We start from the raw sequence: 19,574 nt of genomic DNA on the forward strand, positions 1-19,574 counted from the left end.
CGCTCGCCTAACTATTTGGGGCTCGCTGAACTCAGCGAGCCCCAAATAGTTAGGCGAGCGCAAGGAGGGGGAGCGGGAGGTGTGGCGGTGATAGGGTCTGGTCTGTGCTTCGAACCGCTGACTGGCGCCGCCGCTGACGGCTCGAACGACAGACCCTGGGCCGTCACGCTGTGACGGCCTTTTGCATGTCCGGACGACGAACGAACGAGTGATTGACGATGACTGACGCCCTGCTCGACGACGCCGGCGACGAACTCGCCGCGTCCACCTCCGATGCCTCGCTGCGCCGCACCGAGGCCCGCAGCGCCGCGATCGAACGCGAGATCGCCGCCGACCCGTCCAAGTTCCGGATCATGACCGGCGACCGGCCCACCGGGGCGCTGCACATCGGGCACTACTTCGGCTCGCTGGCCAACCGCGTCCGGCTGCAGGACGCCGGGGTGGAGACCATCATCCTGATCGCCGACTACCAGGTGATCACCGACCGGGACGGCACCGGGCCGATCCGGGAACGCGCCCTCGGGATGGTCGCCGACTACCTGGCGATCGGCATCGACCCGGCCCGCAGCACCATCTACGCGCACTCGGCGGTGCCGGCGCTGAACCAGCTGCTGCTGCCCTTCCTGTCCCTGGTCACCGACGCCGAGCTGCGCCGCAACCCGACCGTGAAGGCCGAGCTGGAGGCCACCGGCGACCGTCCGATGTCCGGCCTGCTGCTCACCTACCCGGTGCACCAGGCCGCCGACATCCTGTTCTGCAAGGCGAACCTGGTGCCGGTGGGCAAGGACCAGCTGCCGCACCTGGAGCAGACCCGGGTGGTGGCCCGCCGCTTCGACGAACGCTACGGACGCGCCAACCCGGCCGAGCCGGTGTTCCCGCAGGCCGAGGCGCTGCTGTCCAAGGCGCCCACCGTGCTCGGCCTGGACGGCACCAAGATGAGCAAGACCAAGGGCAACGTGATCGAGATCGGCATGGACGCCGACACCACCGCCCGGCTGATCAAGAAGGCGGTCACCGACTCCGACCGGCACATCAGCTACGACCCGGTGAACCGGCCGGAGGTGTCCAATCTGCTGATGCTGGCGGCGCTGTGCACGGGCGGCGACCCGGTGGTGATCGCCGAGGAGATCGGCGACGGCGGCGGTGGCGGCCTGAAGCGGGTGGTGACCGAGGCGGTGAACTCCTACTTCGCTCCGATCCGGGCCCGGCGTGCCGAACTGGTCGCCGACCCGGGCCATCTGCTCACCGTGCTGCGGGAGGGCAATGCCCGGGCCAACGCGATCGGTGACGCCACCCTGGCCGAGGTGCGCCAGGCCATGGGCATGGTGTACTGAGCGGCTGATCCTGCGCTGAGCGGGCTCAGCCCGCTTTCACCCGATCCCCAAGGTTCTTTCAGCTGTCTCCCGTATGGTTCGCCCTGCACCAGGCGGTGCACTAGTTCTGCGGCAAGCCGTGCCGCAGGCGAGAAAAATCTCGGGGGAATCACATCATGACTGTTGGGTTGCGTCCTGCACGCCCGAAAACCGCACCGTTGCGCAGCCTGTTGCTGGGGCTGCTGGTGCTGGCACTGTCCACCATCGGCGTGGCGGCGGCCACTCCGGCGCACGCCGCGGCACACGAGCTGAAGGGCACCGGGCGGGGCTCGGCCTCGATCGTGCTGGGCACCGGGATCTACCAGGTCACGCTGACCTACACGGGCAACCGGAACGCCGCCGCGCCGACACTGTTCGGCGCCCTGCTGGCCAGCACCGACGACGATGAGTCCCCGTCGGTGCTGGAACTGCTGGCCGTGGATGTCCGGGCCGAGAGTTCGACCCGCAAGCTGGTGCAGTTGTTCACCCGGACCGAACTGGTGTTCCAGGTCGGCGAGGCCTCCGCTGACGCGCCCTGGACGCTGACCCTGGAGAAGGTCGGCACCACCGGCCTGCCCGGCATGCCGGCGACGGTGTCCGGCGAGGGCCTGAACTCGTCCGCGCTCTACCAGCTGAAGGCGGGCGCCTACCGGCTGACCAGCCGATTCACCGGCAACGTGTACCCCGAAGGGATGATCAAGCTCGGTTTCGGCCTGGTGCTGTACGGCGCGAACGGCGACGGTCACCTGCTGGTCGAGAGCACCGAGGTCGACGGCACCGGCAGCGCCTCGTTCAAGGTGGCGAAGACCGGCGCGTACTGGATCCATCCGTACGTCGCCGCGGCGGACGCCAACTGGACCGTCTCGGTCGCCACCCTGAAGCAGTTCACCGCGACGCCGACGCCGAAGATCTCCGGCACCGCGAAGGTGGGCAAGACGTTGAAGGCGAAGCCGGGGACGTGGAAGCCGTCCGGTGTGAAGCTGAGCTATCAGTGGTATCGGGGGAGCAGCAAGATTGCCGGTGCGACGAAGTCGAGTTACAAGCTGACCGGTAAGGACAAGGGTGCCAAGGTCAAGGTGATGGTGACCGGTAGCAAGTCCGGGTACTTGAGCGTGGCCAAGGCGTCCAAGAGCACCGGCGCGGTCAAGAAGTAGCGGCCGTCGCACCCGATGCGGGCTCCCAGCCGGGGGGGGAGCCCGCATCGCTGTCTGCGGGCCCGACGAGCCAACCCTCTCAGCTAGTTGATAATGACTATCAATACCAGTAGTCTGCGGGCGTGCCGACCTCTCCACCCTCGTCGACCGTCCCGCCGCTGGCTCCGCGGCTGAGTTCAGCCTGGCGCGACTTCCTGGCCGACCGGGAGCTCCCGGCCGCGCTGGTCGGGGGCCTGGGCTCTCCGCTGAACCTGGTGATGCCCGATCAGCTGGTTCGCAACGCGGAGGCGTTCGCGGCGGTGCATCGATGGCTGCGGCTGCGCGGCGCGCTGTACTTCGCGCACAAGGCGAACCGGTCGACGGCGCTGGTGCGACGGATTGCGGCCACCGGGTTCGGCGTGGACGTGGCGTCCGTGGGTGAACTGCAGCATGCGCTCGGCGCCGGCGTTCCGGGTGCCCGGATCATGGCGACCGGGCCGAAGGGCGAGGACTTCCTGTGGCTGAGCGGCGCCGTGGGGGCCGTCGTGAACGCGGACAGCGTGGACGAGTTGGAACGGCTCGGGACGCTGATCCGGCGGCATCGGCTGCCGCCCGTCCGGGTGATGATCCGGCTGTCCGGGTTCGCCCCGGTGGGGGTCGCCGTACTGTCCCGGCCGAGCCGGTTCGGAGTCCCGGTGGATCAGTTGGACGGCGCGCTGGAGAGCCTGGACCGGTATCGCCGGGAACTGGTGCTGCACGGCCTGGCGTTCCACCTGGACACCACCGGACTGGAGGAGAAGGCGCTCGCCGTCGAAGGATGCCTGCTGGCGATGGCGCAATGCCAGGCCCGAGGACACGCCCCGGCGGCGATCGACATCGGAGGCGGCTTCGGCGTCGCCTACCTGGACCAGCCCGAGCAGTGGCACAGCTATGCCCGGGCACTCAACGACAGCGTCCTGGGACGGCGCACCCCGATCACCTGGGCCGGCTACGGCTACGGGCTGAAGGCCGAGCGCGGGGCTGTCCGGGGCACCCTGGGCGTCTATCCCAGCCACCGTGACAAGGCCGGTCCGGCCTACCTGGAGGCGCTGCTGGAGCACCACGGGCCGCGGCTGCGCCGACCGCTGTCGACGGTGCTGCTGGAGAGCCTCGTCGAACTGCACGTCGAGCCCGGACGGGCGCTGCTCGACCAGGTCGGGCTGACCCTGGTCTCGGTCCGGGAGGTTCGCGACGGTCCCGACGGCAGCCTGCTGGTGGGGCTCGACGCCAACCGCCACGACGTGAGCGCCGAAGAACACGGCGTGCTGGTCGACCCGCTGCTGCTGCCCGCCGGAGGGGTCCGGACCGGGCAGCCGGTGAGCGCCTACCTGCTGGGCAATCTGTGCCTGGAGAACGACCTGATTACCCGGCGCGCCGTGCACCTTCCGGCGCCACCCCGACCCGGCGACCTGCTGGCCTTCGCCAACACCGGCGGCTACTTCATGGACTTCGCGGCCACCGACGCCCTGATGCAGCATCGCGCCGCCACGGTGGCGGTGCGAGCCGCCGGATCCGGCTGGCGGTGGTGCCTGGACGCCGACTACTGGCCCACCGAAGGAGAAGAACAATGAGATACGAGTCCATCACGGACGCCATCGGCGGGACGCCGCTGGTCGCGATCCCACCGGAGGTCCACGGCCTGGTCGGCATCGACCTGTACGCCAAGCTGGAGATGCTCAACCCGTTCGGCTCGGTCAAGGACCGGGCCGCCTGGAACATGGCCCGGGAACGGCTGGACGACGCTCGCCGGGACGCCGCGGCGGTGGTCGAGCTGTCCAGCGGCAACACCGCCAAGGCGCTGGCGGTGATCGCCGGAATGCACGGGCTGCCGTTCCGCAGCGTCACCAACCGGATGAAGGTCCCCGAGATCAAGGACCTGCTGCTGCTCCTCGGCGCCCAGATCGAGGAGCTGCCCGGCCAGACCGAGTGCCTCGACCCCACCGACACCGAGGAGCCGCTGACCCGGATGTACCGCCGGCTCACCGAGGAGCGGTCGGAGTTCCTGCACACCGACCAGTACTTCAACCCGTTGAACCGGCAGGCCCACCAGGACGCCACCGGGCCCGAGATCGTCGCCGACCTGGACGGCCGGGTGCCCGACTACTTCATCGCCTGTGTGGGCACCGCCGGCTCCTCCACCGGGGTGGCCCGGGCGTTGCGGGCCCGCGGCGCGGTGGGGGTGTGGGGCGTGGTCGCCGACCGGTCCGACTTCATCCCCGGAATCCGCACGGCGGACGAGCTCACCGAGGTGGGCCTGTTCGACCCCGACACCTTCGACCGCATCGACTCGGTCACCTCGCAGCAGGCGATCGACGGGATGTTGGTGCTGAACCGCCGCTGCGGGATCCTGGGCGGCCCCACGGCCGGCGCCGCCTACTTCGCCGCCGTCCGGGCGCTGGGCGAGGTCGAGGTCGCTCCCGGCGAGCGGAAGACGGCGGTCTTCATCGTCTGCGACCGGGTGGAGAGCTACATGAGCTACGTCCGGCAGCGGCGTCCGGAACTGCTGCAACGTCCGGCGCGAGCCAACGACGTCCGCACCGTCAGCGAGGACGAGGTGGCGCAGGTCCGCTCGCTGTCGGTCGCCGAGGCGGCCGAGTGGATCGAGCGGGAGCGTCCGGTGGTGATCGACCTGCGCGGCTCCTTCGCGTTCCGGGCGCTGCACCTGGCCGGCTCGATCAACATCGTCGACGAGGTGTTCGGCGAACTCGCCCAGGACGGCATCCCGGTCAGCCCGCAGCAGCCGGTGTTGCTGGTCTGCCCGGTCGGTGAGCAGTCGCTGCGCTACGCCGCCCTGCTGAAACGCCTCGGCCATCGCGACGCCCGCAGCCTGGCGGGCGGCGTGGTGGCCTGGCGGGACGCCGGACAGCGGCTGGTGAGCGCATGACCACCACCGTCTCGGGCGCCCTGGACGCCCTCACCGAGCTGTCCGACTGGCACCGCCGGGTGCGGGCGCAGTTCCCGATCCTGACCGCGAACCCCGGCATCGGCTACCTGGACAGCGCCGCCACCGCGCAGAAGCCGCAGGCCGTGCTCGACCGAGTGACGACCTACCTGACGACGGCGAACGCCAACGCGGGGCGGGGCGCCTACCCGTGGGCCAACATCACCACGGCGGCGATCAAGGAGGCCAAGGGGGCGGTCCGCGCGATGCTCGGCGACTCCGGCACCAGTTCCTCGGTCGAGCTGGTCTCCGGCGCCAGCGAGGGCCTGCGCCGGGTGGCCGACTGGCTCAGGCCCACGCTGCGGGACGGCGATCGCATCGTGGTTCCGTTCGGCGACCACCTGGCCAATCTGCGGCCATGGCTCGACCTGGCCGCTGACCTGGCGGCCTTCGGCGTCCGGATCGAGGTGGTTCCGCTGCCCGTCGACGCCGCCTCCGGGGACTATGCCCATCGCGACTTTCCGGCGGTGTTCGGGCCGTCCACCCGGTTCGTCGCGGCCACCGGCGTGCACCACGTCTACGGCGCCGACCTGAACGTCCAGCGGATCCGGGCCGCGGTCGGCCCCGGCGTCCCGATCTGCCTGGACGCCGCGCAGAGCGTCGGTCACCGGCCGGTCCTGGTCGACGACCTGGACGTGGACTTCGTCGTCTTCTCCGGTCACAAGATGATGGCGCTGCCCGGCACCGGGGCGGTCTGGGCCGGCAACCGGCGCGGTCCGCGGTTCGCCCTCAGCGGCTGGCCGGGGACTCCGAACACGGTCGGCGCGATCAGCCTGACGGCTGCCGCGGAGTGGCTCGCCGAGGTCGGCGTGACAGCCATTCAGCGCTGGTGCACCGGCCTGTGCGCGCTGCTCACCGACGGGCTGGCGCGGATCCCGGAGGTGACCGTGCTGGGTTGTCAGGACAGCCTGGCGGCCAGTTCCACGGTGCAGCGCCGGGAATCCCTGGTCACCTTCCGGCATCGCCGGGTGCGCTCCGACGACCTCGGGTTCGCGCTCGCCGCCGCCGGCCTGCTGACCCGGTACGACGCGCACTGCCAGGCCGGCCGGGACAGCCAGGACCACGCGATCCGGGTCAGCGTGCACGCCTACACCTCGCCGGAGGAGATCCACCGGCTGCTCGACATCGTCGCCCAAGCCTGAACCGCCGCGTTATCAGAAGGAGACCCGCATGACCCCCACCGTCGCCCTGGTCGACGTCTACCCGATGTCCTTCAGCATCGCCGAGGCCTTCGCCGCGGCCGGTGCCACCCTGGTCCGGGTGCAGAGTACGCCGGAGGTGCCGACCGTGTACCGGCGGCTGCCCGAATTGGGCCTCTTCGCGGCCAACATCGTCCACGACGGCGACCTGGCCCGGTCCAGCGGACGCCTCGCCGAACTGGGCGTCGACTATGTGTTGCCAGCCAGCGAGACCGGCGTCGAGCTGGCCGACGCGCTCGCCGAGGCGCTCGGCCTGCCCGGCAACGGAACCGCGCTGAGCGCGGCCCGGCGGGACAAGGCGGCCCAGCAGGCGGCGGTCCGGGCCGCGGGGCTGCCGGTGGTCGAGCAACTGGCGGTGACCGACGAGGACGCGCTGCTGGCCTGGTGCCGGAGCCGTCCCGGCCGGGTGGTGGTGAAGCCGATCCGAAGCGCCGGAAACGACGGCGTGACGGTGTGCCGGACGCCGGAACAGGCCGTCGCCGCCTACCGGGCGATCGTCGGACGCCGGAACATCTTCGGCCTGGCCAACGACGCGGCCCTGGTCCAGGACTACCTGTCCGGACCCGAGTTCGCGGTGAACACGGTCAGCTCCCGCGGCCTGCACGAAGTCACCGACATCTGGCGCTACGCCAAGATGTCGGTGAACGGGGTGGTGGACCGGCACTGCGCCGCCTGTTCCATGCCGGCCACCCAGGACGGCCCGCTGGTCGACTACGTCTTCGCGGTGCTGGACGCGCTGGGCATCGGCTACGGCCCGACGCACGCCGAAGTGGTGGTCACCGCGGACGGCCCGCGGCTGGTCGAGCTGGGGGCCCGGATGTGTGGGGCCGGTGCCGCCTACTACGCCGAGCAGATCGGTGCCGCGAACCAGCTGACCCGGACCATCGCCGCCTACCTCGACCCGGAGGGCTTCCTTCGGGAGCGTGGCCGGCACCGGTCCCGCGGTCATGCCGCGATGGCCTTCCTGACCGCGCCGTCGGCCGGCCGGCTGGTGGAGTACCCGCTGCTCGACCAGGTCCGCGAACTGGCCAGCTTCCACCGGGTGCACATCGGCGTGCAGCCGGGCGAAGACCTGCCCAAGACGGTGGACGATGCCACCGAACCGCTGATGATCGGTCTGGTGCACGAGGACCCCGAGGTGCTCGGGGCGGATCTGCGGGCCGTCAACTACCTCGACGGCCACGGCTTCTACCGGCTGGCCGGCTGAGCCTCGGCCAGCCCGGCGGCCAGCAACCGCCGGGTGTAGGCGTGCTCGGAAGCCATCAGCTCGGCCGGCGAGCCGCTGTCGACGATCCGTCCCTGCGACATCACCGCGGCCCGGTCGGTGAAGGCCAGCGCCAGCGGCAGATCGTGGGCGGTCATCAGGTAGGCCAGGCCGAGCTCGCGGCGCAACCGGTCCAGCAACTCCATCATGTCGACCCGCAGCTGGGCGTCCAGTGCCGAGACGGGCTCGTCGAGCAGCAGCAGCCGGGGCGCCACCGAGAGCGCCCGGGCGATGGCCACCCGCTGCCGCTGGCCGCCGGAGAGCTGCCCGGGACGGCGGTCGAGATAGCCCACCGGCAATTCCACCGCGGCCAGCACCTCGCGCACCCGGGCGACCCGCTCGGTGTGTGTGGCCCGGTGGACGCGCAGCGGCTCGGCGACGATCTGGGCCACGGTCAGCCGCGGGTTCAGCGACGAGCCGGGATCCTGCAGCACGACCTGCATGGCACGGCGCAGCGCCCGGGTCTCGGCGCGTCCGAGATCGCCGATCTGTCGCCCGGCGACCTCGATCTGCCCGGACGCCGGCCGGCGCAGCGCGGCGATCTCGTGGATCACCGTGCTCTTGCCGCTGCCGGACTCGCCGACCAGGGCCAGCGCCTGTCCGACGCCCACCTCGAGACTGACCCGGTCGACCGCCTTCACCAGGGTCCGTCCGGCCGTCCCGCGGGCTTCGAAGTGGCGGACCAGTCCGCGCACCCGCAGGATCGGCCGCGGCTCGGCCGGGGAGTCGTCCCGCGCTGGACGGGATCGCAGCCGGCGCGGTGCGCGGGCGGCCAGCAGGCCGCGCAGGGTGGGGCTGGCCGGGCGCTCCAGCAGCGTGGCGGTGGGGCCGGTCTCGACCAGCCGGCCGGCGTCGAGCACCGCGATCCGGTCACAGAGTTCGGCGACGATGCGCAGTTCGTGGCTGATGAAGAGCAGCGCGATCCGGTGCTCTCGGCAGCGCTCCCGGATCAGTTGGACGATCTCGGCCTGACGGATGGAGTCCAGCGCGCTGGTGGGCTCGTCGGCGATCAGCAGCGCGGGGCCGTTGGCCAGCGCCATGGCGAGCGCGGCCCGCTGCCGCATGCCGCCGGACAGCTCGTCGGGCAGGGCCCGCGCGACGCGTCCCGGATCGTCCAGGCCCACCTCGGCCAGCCGCTCGACGGCCAACCGCTGGGCGGCCGGCCCGGTCAGCTCCGGCCGGTGCAGCCGGAGCGCCTCGGCGATCTGGACGCCGATCCGGTACACCGGGGTGAAGGCCGCCAGGGCGTCCTGGCCCATCCAGGCCAGCCGCCGGCCGCGCAGCCGGGAGAGCCGGCGGTCGGAGCCGCCGAGCAATTCCTCGCCGGCGAAACGGACCGATCCGGCGGCCCGGGCCCGGTCCGGCAGCAGGCCCATGACGGCCAGCCCGGCGGCGGACTTGCCCGAGCCGGAGGGTCCGACCAGCCCCAGCCGTTCGCCCGCGTCCAACCGCAGGTCGAGGCCGGTCAGCGCCCGCACCGCGGCGCCGCTGCCGGTGGGATAGCTGACGCTGAGGCCGGACAGGTTCAGCAATGCCTCGGTGCTCATGCGGTGGCCGCTCCTTCGGTGCGCAGCCGCAGCCCCTCACCCAGCACCGCGGTGCCGAGGACCAGTGCCATCAGGCAGCCCACCGGTGCCAGGAAGACCCAGGGGTAGGTGAGCGCCGAGGCCGTCCCGGTGGCGATCAGGGTGCCCAGCGACACCTCGGGGGGCAGGATGCCGAAGCCGAAGTAGCTGAGCCCGGCCTCGGACAGCACGGCGCCCGAGACGTTCAGCACCAGGTCGATGGTGAGCAGCGGCAGCATCTGCGGCAGCAGATGCCAGCGGATGATCTGGGCCGCCGACGCGCCGCCGTACTCGGCGGAACGGACGACGTCCGCGGTGCGCAGGCTCAACGTCCGGGCGCGGACCACCCGCCCGGTGAGCATCCAGCCCTGCAACGCCAGCACCGCCACCATGATCAACCAGTTGATCTGCTCGGCCGGCCCGAGCACCACCGCCAGCAGCAGCACCGGCGGCAGCACCAACAGGACGTCGACCACGGTCATCAGCAGCCGGTCGAGGAGGCCGCCGAGATAGCCCGCGACGGTGCCGACCAGGGCCGCCAGCGCCGTGGTCACCACGGCGGCGACGCAGCCGATCAGCAGCGACTTCTGCAGCCCCTGCAGGCACAGCAGCAACACGTCCTCGCCAAGCCGGGCCGTGCCCAGCGGGTTGGCGGCGCTGGGCGGGCGGTGGATCCGGTCCAGTCGCTGTCCGGCCTGGTCGGCGTCGATCAGCGCGGGACCGAGCAGGGCGATGCCCGCCAGCAGGGTGAGCACCACGGTGCCGGTGCCGATCAGCAGGCTCGCGGCGCTGGGACGGTTCATCGCAGCCGCCTGGTCCGCGGGTCCAGCGCGACGAGCAGCAGGTCGGCGGCGGCTCCGGCCACCGCCACCATCGCCGACAGCAGCAGCGCCGAGGCCGCGACCACGTTGGCGTCCTGGGCGGCGATGCCGAGCAGCAGCCAGTCGCCCAGCCCGTGCCAGCCGAAGATCCGCTCGGTGAAGACGCCGCCGGTCAGGTGCAGGCCGAAGCTGAAGGCGATCAGGGCGGTCATCGGGATCAGCGCCATCCGGACGCCGTGCCGGCCGATGGCGCCCCACCGGGTGTGGCCCTTGGCCCGCGCGGTGCGCAGGAACTCGCTGTCCAGCACGTCCAGCATCGCGGCGCGCTGGTAGCGGCTGTAGAAGGCCAGCTGCGGCAGCATGATGGCCACCGTCGGCAGCACCAGGTGCCGGGCCTGATCCAGGAACGCCGGCCAACCGGTCAGCGCCGCGCCCGGCGTCGACTCGCCGGAGAACGGCAGCAGCTGGACGCCGGCGGCCTGGTTCACCGGCAGCCAGAGAATCTTCAGCAGGGTGCCCAGGACGAACACCGGCAACGCCAGCAGCAGCAGCGAGAATCCGGTCAGGGCGGCGTCGCCGACGCTGCGGTTGCGGGCCGCCGACCAGACGCCCAGCCCGACCCCGACCAGCACGGCCAGGACCCCGCCGGGCAGGAAGAGCCGCAGCGTGGTGCCCAGCCGGCGTCCGAGTTCGTCGTTCACCGGCTGCCCGTCCACGGTGATGCCGAGGTCGCCGGACGCCACCACCTGCCACCAGTGCAGCAGCCGCAGCGGCAGCGGCAGGCCGAGGCCCAACTGCTCGGCCCGGGCCGCCAGCACCTCGGGGGGCACCGGCGGGTGCACCTGGCGCAACTCGGCGAGCGGATCGAAGGACAGGCCGGCCAGCAGATAGACCAGCGAGGTGGCCAGCAGACACAGCCAGGCCCGTCCGACGATCCTTCCGAGCATCGATCTCACTTCACGAAGCCGGCCTCGGCGAAGTCCCAGGCCCCCAGGCCCCGTGCCCCGAAGTTGGCCAGGTCCGTGTGAACGGCGTAAGCCCCGGTACCCGGGTAGAGGGGGAGATGGTGGGCGCTGCGCCAGGCCTCCCGATCGATCTGCTGCACCAGGTCGCTGGCCTTGGCCGGATCGAGCTCGGCCACCGCGCGGTCGTAGAGCTTCTCGATCTGCGGCACCGCCACCCGGCCGAAGTTGTTGCCGATCACGTCACCCTTCGGCGTCTGGAAGACCGACCGGTCGTGCGAGACCGGGTAGGGCGACTTCGTCCACTCGAAGGTGATCAGGTCGAATTGGCCGGCCCGCAGATAGTCGGAGGCGAAACGATCGATCGGAACGATCTGCACCCGGGTGCCGACGCCGACCTGCTTCAACTGCTCCGCGATCAGCGAGGCGGTGGTCTCCCCGGCCGGGGTCTGCTGGGCGACCATCCGCAGCGTCAGCTCGGTGCCGCCCTTGCGCCGCAGGTCGGTTCCGGTGCGGGTCCAGCCCTGCTCGTCCAGGGTCTTGCCGGCCGCGGCGGGATCGTAGGGCAGCTCCGCGCTGTTGTCGCGGTAGTCGGCGTGGCTGGGCGGCACGACGTGATGCCCGACCGCCCGCGCGCCCGGCGTGATCGGCCCGACCACCACGTCGGTGACCTGTTGCGGGTTGATCGCCTGGCTGATCGCGCGGCGCAGCGCCGGATCGCTCAGCAACGCGCCGTCGGCGCCGTTGAAGGTGAGCTGACCGGCGAGTCGTTCGCTCGCCGCCCGGATCTGCACCCCGGTCATCGCCGAGGTCCGCTTGAACAGGTCGACGTCGGCGTTGACCGGCGTCCAGTCCAGCCCGCCGTTGGCCAGTTCGTCGGCCCGGGCGGCCGAGTCGAGGGTGCGGAAGACCACCCGGTCGAGCTTGGGCTGCTGCTGCCACCAGCGCGCGGACCGCTTCACGGTGAACGTCTTGGCGGTCAGGTCGACCCGCTCCACCTCGAACGGCCCGGACGTGATCAGCGGCCCGTCCTTCCACGCGGTGTTGAAATGCTCCGGAGTCGAGGTCAGCTCGTGCGGCGCCAGGGGGCGGAAGAGCGCCTTCCAGTCGGCGAACGGGGAGCGATAGGTGAGCAACGCCTCCTGGTCGTCGGCTCCGCGCTCGACCTTCGCCACGTTCGCGTAGCCGACGGTGTTGCTGACCTGGTAGCGGGCATCGGTGCCGTTGAGTGCCCGCCACTGGTCGCGCAGGTCGCGCCAGTCCAGGGTGCGTCCGTTGCTCCAGGTCGCCTTGGGGTTGATCCGGTAGCGCACCACCTGCGGGGAGTCGGAGATCACCTCGATGGCGGTGAAGTAGGCGGGATGCGGTGTCGAGCCACCGTCCGGCTGGTCCTTGAAGGCGGTCGGCAGGATCGCGTCCGCGAACTGGTAGGTCACCGACCGGGCACCGTCGATCTGCAGCGGGTTGAAGTTGCCGGGCAGCGCGTCGATCGGAATGCGCAGGTCGCCGCCCTCGCGCAGCGCCTCGCGGGGCTGCGGGTTGCGATCGGTGAGCGGACGGTCCGCGGCGGCGGAGGACGGGCTGGTCTGGGCGGTCGGCGCGACCGACGGCTGGCTGCAGCCCACCAGCAACGCGGCCACCGCCAGGGCGGCGGCCGCCGGGACCCGGGCGCGGCGAGCGGTCGTTCGTGGCGAGAGATTGAACATGATAGTCATTCTCACATAGGCTCGCTCCGCGTGTCATATCGGACGGCCGCTCGGATCGAACGGCCGCGCAGAGGAGGTTTCCGCGTGCGTCCCATCGGCTTGTTCCGCCGCAACCCGGACTTCGCCCGGTTCTGGGCCGGTGAGACCGTGTCGCTGTTCGGCACCCAGATCAGCGGGCTCGCGCTGCCGCTGACCGCGCTGCTGGTGTTGAACGTGAGCGCCACCGAGATGGGCGTGCTGCGGGCCCTGGCATTCTTGCCGTTCCTGGTCGTCGCGCTTCCGTTCGGGGCGCTCGCCGACCGGCACCCCCGGCGTCCGCTGATGATCGCCGCCAACCTGATTCGTGCGCCGCTGGTGATGCTGGTGCCGGGGCTGGTCGCCACCGGCCTGCTCAGCCTGCCCGTGCTGGCCGCGATCGTGCTGGCCATCGGGGTGTGCACGGTGCTGTTCGAGGTCTGCTGGCTGGCCTACGTTCCCGACATCGTGGCGCGTGACGACCTGATCCGGGCCAACGGCCGGGTCTCCGCCAGCGCCTCGGCGGCCGAGTTCGCCGGGCCGGGGCTGGGTGGTGCGCTGACCCAATGGCTGACCGCCCCGTTCGCGCTGCTGGCCAACGGGCTGACCTACCTGCTGTCGGTGGCCTCCCTGCTGTCGATCAGGAGCCGCGAGCAACCCCGGGCGACGGCCGAACGGCGGATCGCCGGCGAGATAGCCGGCGGCCTCGCCTTCATCGCCCGGGAGCCCTTCCTGCGACTGCTGACCGTGACCGGCGCCGCCTACAACTTCTGCTACATGTTCGTCGAGGCGCTGCTGATTCTCTATCTGGTCCAGCAGCTCGGCCTCACGCCGGGTGTGGTCGGCCTGGTGATCGCGCTGGGTGCCCTCGGCGGGCTGGCCGGCGCGGCCTGCGCGGGCACGCTGCTGCACCGGTTCCGGTTCGGCCGGGTGTTCGCCGGGGCTGTGCTGATCGGCTACGCCGGCCCGGTGCTGATCCCGGCGGTCGCGGCGGGCACGCCGGGCGGCACGGCGCTGGTGGTCGCCGGGCTGTTCCTGATGCGGGCCGGGCTCGCGGTCAGCAATGTCGCCGGGACCAGCCTGCGCCAGGCGGTCACGCCGCCGGAGATGATGGGCCGGATGACCGCGGGGATGCGGACCATCTCGTGGGGGATCGGCACCACCGGGGCCCTGGTCGGAGGCCTGGCGGGGGACCTGCTCGGGCTGCGATCGGCGTTGTGGGTGGCGGTTGCCGGCTTTCTCGCAACGGCGGTGATCGTGCTGTTTTCCCGGATTCCCGGATTGTCCGCGCTGCCCGAGCCGGGTCGCCCGGACGTCGCGGCGACCTCGCCGGCGGAGCATCGGTGAGCATGCCGGCCAGCGCCGCGGACGCCGTCGTGCGGGCCCGGCTGGACTGGGACGCCATGCATCGCCGCTACTTCCCCGACTACGACCGGCGCTGGCAGCTGGTGATCGACCGGGTCCGGGCGCACGCGCCGGCCGATTGCCGGGTGCTGGACGCCGGCTGCGGGCCCGGCACGCTCACCGCCCGGCTCGGCGCCGCGTTCCCCGGAGCGTCCGTGGTGGGCGTCGAGGCGGACCCGATGCTGATCGGGCTGGCGCGCGCGGCGTCCGGCGGGGAGCGCTACCTGCACGCGACCCTGGGGACGCCGGCCGGCGAGGCGCAGTGTGCCGGGCTGGGCCCCTACGACGCCGTCGTGTCGTCCGCCTTCGTCCACTACTTCGCGCCGGCAGAGCTGGCCGAGCTGCTGCGCGGTCATCGCCGGGTGCTGGCGCCGTACGGCGTCCTGATCACCGCCGAGCGGTTCGCGCCGGCGGTGCTGCGGCATCGTCGTCGGGGCGGCAGACCCGGCCCCGGCCCCTGGCGGCAGTGGTGGACGGCGGCCCGCGCCGACCCGGCCGTGGCCGCTCTCGCCGGCGCAGCCCCGGCATTCGCACCACCGCGCACCACTCCGCCCCCGCTTCGGCTGCGGCAGTTCATCGCCGCGCTGCGGCGCGCGGGCTACCGCCAGGTATCGGTGGCCGCGGCCGGCGGCGGCAGTCTCGTCGTCACCGCCCACCGCGGCCCGCTCACCCGCCGAGCGCGGCCTTCTCGGCGCCGATGGTGGTGTCGGCGCCGTGTCCGGTCTTGACCACCGTCTCGTCCGGCAGCGCGAACAGCGTGGCGCGGATCGAGGCGACCAGGGTGTCGGCGTCGCTGTAGCTGCGCCCGGTGGCGCCGGGACCGCCCTGGAACAGGGTGTCACCGGTGAACACCGTGCCCAACGAGGGCGCATAGAGGCAGACCGCCCCCGGCGCGTGGCCCGGGGTGTGCAGCACCCGCAGCGTCTCGCCGGCGATGTCGATGGTCTGCTCGTGCGCCAGCGGCCCGTCCGGCGGCATGTCGTGGGTCAGCTTCCACAGCACCAGGTCGTCGGGGTGCAGCAGCACCGGCGCCTGGGTGACCCGGCCCAGCATCGGCGCGTAGCGGACGTGGTCGTCGTGGGCGTGGGTGCAGACCACGGCCTTGACCCGGCGTCCGTCGATCAGCTTCACGATCGCCAGCACGTCGTGCGGGGCGTCGATGACGATGCACTCGTCGTCGTCGCCGACCACCCAGACGTTGTTGTCGACGTCGAAGGTCTCGCCGTCCAGCGAGAAGGTGCCCGAGGTGACCGCGTGGTCGATCCGGAGCGTCATCAGAACACCACCACCGACCGCAGCACGTTCCCGCCGTGCATCTTCTCGAACGCCGCCTCGACGCCGTCCACGCCGATCTCCTCGGTGACGAAGGCGTCCAGCGGCAGCCGGTCCTGCAGGTACAGGTCGATCAGCATCGGGAAGTCGCGGCTGGGCAGGCAGTCGCCGTACCAGGACGACTTCAGCGCGCCGCCGCGTCCGAACACGTCGAGCAGCGGCAGTTCCAGCTGCATCTCCGGGGTGGGGACGCCGACCAGCACCACGGTGCCGGCCAGGTCGCGTCCGTAGAAGGCCTGCTTCCAGGTCTCTGGACGCCCCACCGCGTCGATCACCACGTCGGCGCCGAAGCCTCCGGTCAACTCCTGGATGGCGGCCACCGGGTCGGTGCCGGAGCTGTTCACGGTGTGGGTGGCGCCCAGCCGGGTGGCGGTCTCCAGCTTGCGGTCGTCCAGATCCACGGCGATGATCCGGGACGCCCCGGCCAGCCGGGCTCCGGCGATGGCGGCCGCGCCGACCCCGCCGCAGCCGATCACGGCGACGCTGTCGCCGCGGGTCACGTTGCCGGTGTTCAGCGCCGCGCCGAGCCCGGCCATCACGCCGCAGCCGAGCAGCCCGGCGGCCGCGGGACGGGCGGCCGGGTCGACCTTGGTGCACTGCCCGGCGGCGACCAGGGTCTTGTCGATGAAGGCGCCGATGCCGAGCGCGGGGGAGAGTTCGGTGCCGTCGGTCAGGGTCATCTTCTGCTTGGCGTTGTGGGTGGCGAAGCAGTACCACGGACGTCCGCGCAGGCAGGCCCGGCAGGAGCCGCAGACCGCGCGCCAGTTCAGGATCACGAAGTCGCCGGGGGCCAGGTCGTGCACCTCGGGGCCGACCGCCTCGACGACGCCGGCCGCCTCGTGCCCGAGCAGGTACGGGTAGTCGTCGCCGATGCCGCCCTCGCGGTAGTGCAGGTCGGTGTGGCACACCCCGCACGCCTGGATCGCCACCACGGCCTCGCCCGGACCCGGGTCGGGCACGTTCACCGTGACCAGTTCGACCGGTGCACCCTTGCCGCGGGCGATGACGCCCTTCACCTGTTGCATGTCTGTCGTATCTCCCGTCGTCGGCGTGCTGTTCCTTCGTCGATCCTGTAGCGCCGTGGCCGGGCGGTCAACCGGAACGCTCCGAATCGGCGGCTCTACGCAGTTCTGACACCTTGCCGGGGAATCGGCCGGCGCGCACCCTGGTCGCAGGGGCCCGAGCCCGGCCGAGATCCGGCGGGCGGCGCGTCCCGCCAGAATTGGAGGCAGCATCATGCCGAGTCAGGAAGAGTTCGACGAACTCAAGGGACGTCTGGAGAGCCTGGAGCAGCAGGTCGCCGCCGGCGCCGCGCCGAAGTTCACCGAGGAGGAGCTGGCCGCCTTCCGGAAGGTCTCCGCCGCCGCGGCCGACTACGGCGACTACTGCGGCATCAACGACTGCTTCCGGCCCCGGCTGTGCACCGGCGGCGTCTGCGCGGTGTGCCGCACCAGCTGTTTCGTGCCGTGCATCTACGAATGCAGCTGCGGGCCGTGCAACATCGGGCCGATAGTGGGCGGCGGCGTCCAGCGCTTCGGCGGGCTCGGCGGCTGATCGCAGGTGACCACCGAAACCCCGGACCGGCGGCTGGCCAGGGCCGCCGGCCTGGAGGTCTTCGCCGAGGGCGCTGACCTGATCCTGGCCGGCCCGGCCGGCATGCTCAAGTTGGACGGCGGGGTGGCGAGCGCGGTCCGGGAGCGGCTGCTGCCCGCGCTGCGGGACCGGCCCGACCGGGCCGGGCTGCTCACCGCGCTGGACGATCTGCCGCCGGCGGAGGTGTCCCGGCTACTCGATCGGCTGATCGACGCGGGGATGATCACCGAGAGCGGACCGTCCCCGGTTCCCGGCTGGTTGGACCTGCTCAGCACCGACGCCGGCACCCGGGAGGCGTTCGCGCGGCGGTTGGACGGCGTCCGGGTGCTGGTGATCGGCGCCGACGCCGACGTGGTGGCGCTGGCCGGGCAGCTGACCGCCGCCGGGATCGGCGCGGTCGACGGCGTCGCGCCCCCGGAGGCGTCCCAGGACGCGCTGCCGGGTCTGGTGGCCGGACGCGATCTGGTGATCTGCGCGGTCGAGGCGGGCTGGACGGCCGTCCGGTCCTGGGTGAACCGGGCCTGCCTGGACGCCGGCACGCCGGCCCTGTTCGTGGCCTTGGAGGGCTCGTTCGGCTACCTGGGGCCGTTGCTGCTGCCCGGTGAGGGGCCCTGCTACCTGTGCTGGCGGATGCGCGCGCTGGCCTGTTCGGACGACTTCCAGGTCGCGATGGCCCGGGAGGAGTCGCTGGACAGCAGCCGCACCGAGCTGGGCCGGCCGTTGCTGCCCGGCCTGCGGGAGGCGGCCTGGGCGATCGTGGTGCGCGAGACGCTGGCGCTGGCCACCTCGGCGCTGCGCACCGAACTGCCCGGCACCGTGCTGGTGCTCGACCAGCTGCGCGGCCGCACCGAGCGGCACCCGGTGCTGCCCCGTCCGGACTGCCCGGCCTGCCGAAAAAAAGCCCGGCCGCCGGCCGGCCCGGCGGAATCCGCTGAGCCGGGGCGGCGGCGCACCGACTTCGACCGGATCGCGAGCCGGGCGGTCAGCCAGGTGTGCGGGCTGATCCGTTACCTGGACGTCGTCCCGAAGCCGATCACCGAGCCGCGGCAACCGTTGATCGTCCGCGCCCAGTTGGCCAATGTGCTGTTCGGCCAGGGTGAGGACGCCTTCGTCACCTGCTCCGGCAAGGGCATGACGGCGACGGGGGCGCGCGACGGCGCGATCGGGGAGGCGCTGGAACGCTACGCCTCGCTGACCTGGACGCCGCAGCGCAGCAGTTGGTGCCCCCGCGGCGAGCTGCCCGGCGAGAGCCTCGACCCGCGCGAGTTGGTGCTGTTCACCGATGCCGACGCCGAACGGCTCGGCCATGCCCGCTACCACGACCAGCTGCCGCTGGACTGGGCGCCGGCACGGTCCCTGGTCAGCGGCGCCGAGGTCTGGGTGCCGTTCCAGGCGGTCACTCTGCACGGCAGCCGATGGCCCCGGCACCAGCTGCTGTTCGCGCCGACGTCGAACGGATTCGCCGCCGGCCCCACCGTGGAGTTCGCCGCCGAGCAGGCGATCTTGGAAGTGATCGAGCGGGACGCCTTCTGTATCGCCTGGGCGCATCGACTGGTCACCCAGCCCTACGCCGCGACCACCCTGCCCGACCCGGACGCCGCCGCGATCGCCGAGCTCTACCGGCGCCGCGGCGTCCGGATCGACATTCACCTGCTGCCCACCGACGGCACCGCGGCGGTGGCGATGGCGGTCGGCTGGAGCGAGGACGAACCGGCCGCCGTGGTGGGGCTGGGGGCGTCCCAGGATCCGTTGACGGCGGCGCGTTCGGCAGTGCTGGAGGTCGGCCAGGTCCGGCCCGCGCTGCGGGCCCGGCTGCAGGATCCGGCGGTTCGCGAGCACCGGGCCCGGCTGGCCGCCGATCCGTCGCTGGTGACCGAGCTGGACGATCACGACCTGCTCTACTCCGATCCGGCGGTGGCCGCGGAGCGGATGGCGCATCTGCGGGCGCTGCCGGCGCGGGACTGGGCGGCGCCGCCGGTGCGAGGCCAGGGACTGGACGACCTGGTGGCGTCCCTGGCCCCGGTCGCCGGGGACGTGCTGATCGTGGACGTCACCCCGGCCGACGTGGCCGACCTCGGCGTCCGGGTGGTGCGTGGCATCGTGCCCGGCTTCCAGCCGATCCACTTCGGCGCCGACCAGGCCCGGCTGGGCCACCCGCGGCTGTTCACCGCACCGCAGCGCTGGGGGCTGCGGGCGCGTCCGGCCCGCGCCGACGAGCTCAATCCCGACCCGCATCCGTTGGCCTGAC

16 protein-coding genes are annotated in these 19,574 nt (G+C 72.2%); 10 read left to right on the top strand and 6 right to left on the bottom strand.

What is annotated here, in order from left to right; all coding sequences use genetic code 11:
* Positions 1–218: 218 nt before the first annotated feature.
* From trpS to QM582_RS02010, 6 genes are all read left to right on the top strand, one after another.
* Entirely contained in the window at positions 219–1,334 is a 1,116-nt protein-coding gene (gene trpS / locus QM582_RS01985; protein WP_415081274.1) for a tryptophan--tRNA ligase, read from the top strand.
* Positions 1,335–1,531: 197 nt separating this feature from the next.
* Positions 1,532–2,506 carry a hypothetical protein gene (locus QM582_RS01990; RefSeq protein WP_415081276.1) on the top strand — a complete coding sequence of 325 codons (975 nt, stop codon included), beginning with the start codon at positions 1,532–1,534 and terminating at the stop codon, positions 2,504–2,506.
* Between the two features lie 122 nt (positions 2,507–2,628).
* Positions 2,629–4,095 (top strand): hypothetical protein, encoded by a 1,467-nt coding sequence (locus tag QM582_RS01995; RefSeq protein WP_415081278.1) that lies wholly within the window; start codon positions 2,629–2,631, stop codon positions 4,093–4,095.
* Complete coding sequence (locus tag QM582_RS02000; RefSeq protein ID WP_415081279.1) at positions 4,092–5,408, top strand: pyridoxal-phosphate dependent enzyme; 1,317 nt, start codon at positions 4,092–4,094, stop codon at positions 5,406–5,408. The genes QM582_RS01995 and QM582_RS02000 overlap by 4 nt, the downstream gene beginning before the upstream one ends.
* The gene (locus QM582_RS02005; RefSeq protein WP_415081281.1) at positions 5,405–6,607 is read left to right on the top strand and encodes an aminotransferase class V-fold PLP-dependent enzyme; all 1,203 of its coding nucleotides are present in this window, start codon (positions 5,405–5,407) and stop codon (positions 6,605–6,607) included. The genes QM582_RS02000 and QM582_RS02005 overlap by 4 nt, the downstream gene beginning before the upstream one ends.
* Positions 6,608–6,635: 28 nt before the next feature.
* Positions 6,636–7,871 carry an ATP-grasp domain-containing protein gene (locus QM582_RS02010; RefSeq protein ID WP_415081282.1) on the top strand — a complete coding sequence of 412 codons (1,236 nt, stop codon included), beginning with the start codon at positions 6,636–6,638 and terminating at the stop codon, positions 7,869–7,871.
* Here QM582_RS02010 and nikE read toward each other — a convergent pair.
* Genes nikE through QM582_RS02030 form a run of 4 tightly spaced genes read right to left on the bottom strand, consistent with a single transcriptional unit; the run spans position 7,853 to position 12,982 of the window.
* Positions 7,853–9,475: a nickel ABC transporter ATP-binding protein NikE gene (nikE, locus tag QM582_RS02015; RefSeq protein ID WP_415081284.1), complete on the bottom strand. Its 1,623-nt coding sequence runs from the start codon at positions 9,473–9,475 to the stop codon at positions 7,853–7,855. The genes QM582_RS02010 and nikE overlap by 19 nt on opposite strands.
* A complete protein-coding gene (locus tag QM582_RS02020; protein ID WP_415081286.1) occupies positions 9,472–10,296 on the bottom strand; it encodes an ABC transporter permease in 825 nt (274 codons plus the stop codon). Before QM582_RS02020 ends, nikE begins: the two co-directional genes overlap by 4 nt.
* Positions 10,293–11,261, bottom strand: a complete 969-nt coding sequence (locus QM582_RS02025) for an ABC transporter permease (protein ID WP_415081288.1) — start codon at positions 11,259–11,261, stop codon at positions 10,293–10,295. Before QM582_RS02025 ends, QM582_RS02020 begins: the two co-directional genes overlap by 4 nt.
* 5 nt (positions 11,262–11,266) lie before the next feature.
* Positions 11,267–12,982: an ABC transporter family substrate-binding protein gene (locus QM582_RS02030; RefSeq protein WP_415081290.1), complete on the bottom strand. Its 1,716-nt coding sequence runs from the start codon at positions 12,980–12,982 to the stop codon at positions 11,267–11,269.
* A gap of 84 nt (positions 12,983–13,066) precedes the next feature.
* On the opposite strand from QM582_RS02030, the gene QM582_RS02035 reads away from it, so the two are divergent.
* Both QM582_RS02035 and QM582_RS02040 read left to right on the top strand, forming a co-directional pair.
* Positions 13,067–14,344 (top strand): MFS transporter, encoded by a 1,278-nt coding sequence (locus tag QM582_RS02035; protein ID WP_415081292.1) that lies wholly within the window; start codon positions 13,067–13,069, stop codon positions 14,342–14,344.
* A gap of 2 nt (positions 14,345–14,346) precedes the next feature.
* Positions 14,347–15,129, top strand: coding sequence for a class I SAM-dependent methyltransferase (locus QM582_RS02040; RefSeq protein ID WP_415081318.1), 783 nt, complete (start codon positions 14,347–14,349; stop codon positions 15,127–15,129).
* Here QM582_RS02040 and QM582_RS02045 read toward each other — a convergent pair.
* Together QM582_RS02045 and QM582_RS02050 are read right to left on the bottom strand one after the other, a co-directional pair.
* Entirely contained in the window at positions 15,068–15,676 is a 609-nt protein-coding gene (locus tag QM582_RS02045) for an MBL fold metallo-hydrolase (protein WP_415081294.1), read from the bottom strand. The genes QM582_RS02040 and QM582_RS02045 overlap by 62 nt on opposite strands.
* Positions 15,676–16,758, bottom strand: a complete 1,083-nt coding sequence (locus QM582_RS02050; RefSeq protein WP_415081296.1) for an S-(hydroxymethyl)mycothiol dehydrogenase — start codon at positions 16,756–16,758, stop codon at positions 15,676–15,678. Before QM582_RS02050 ends, QM582_RS02045 begins: the two co-directional genes overlap by 1 nt.
* Positions 16,759–16,969: 211 nt before the next feature.
* On the opposite strand from QM582_RS02050, the gene QM582_RS02055 reads away from it, so the two are divergent.
* On the top strand, positions 16,970–17,287 hold the full coding sequence (locus QM582_RS02055; RefSeq protein ID WP_415081298.1) for a hypothetical protein: 318 nt from the start codon (positions 16,970–16,972) through the stop codon (positions 17,285–17,287).
* 6 nt (positions 17,288–17,293) lie between these two features.
* Positions 17,294–19,573 carry a TOMM precursor leader peptide-binding protein gene (locus QM582_RS02060; protein ID WP_415081299.1) on the top strand — a complete coding sequence of 760 codons (2,280 nt, stop codon included), beginning with the start codon at positions 17,294–17,296 and terminating at the stop codon, positions 19,571–19,573.
* Position 19,574 lies beyond the last annotated feature (1 nt).

It is taken from the genome of Micropruina sp. (genome assembly GCF_047607385.1).
Lineage (GTDB): Bacteria > Actinomycetota > Actinomycetes > Propionibacteriales > Propionibacteriaceae > Micropruina.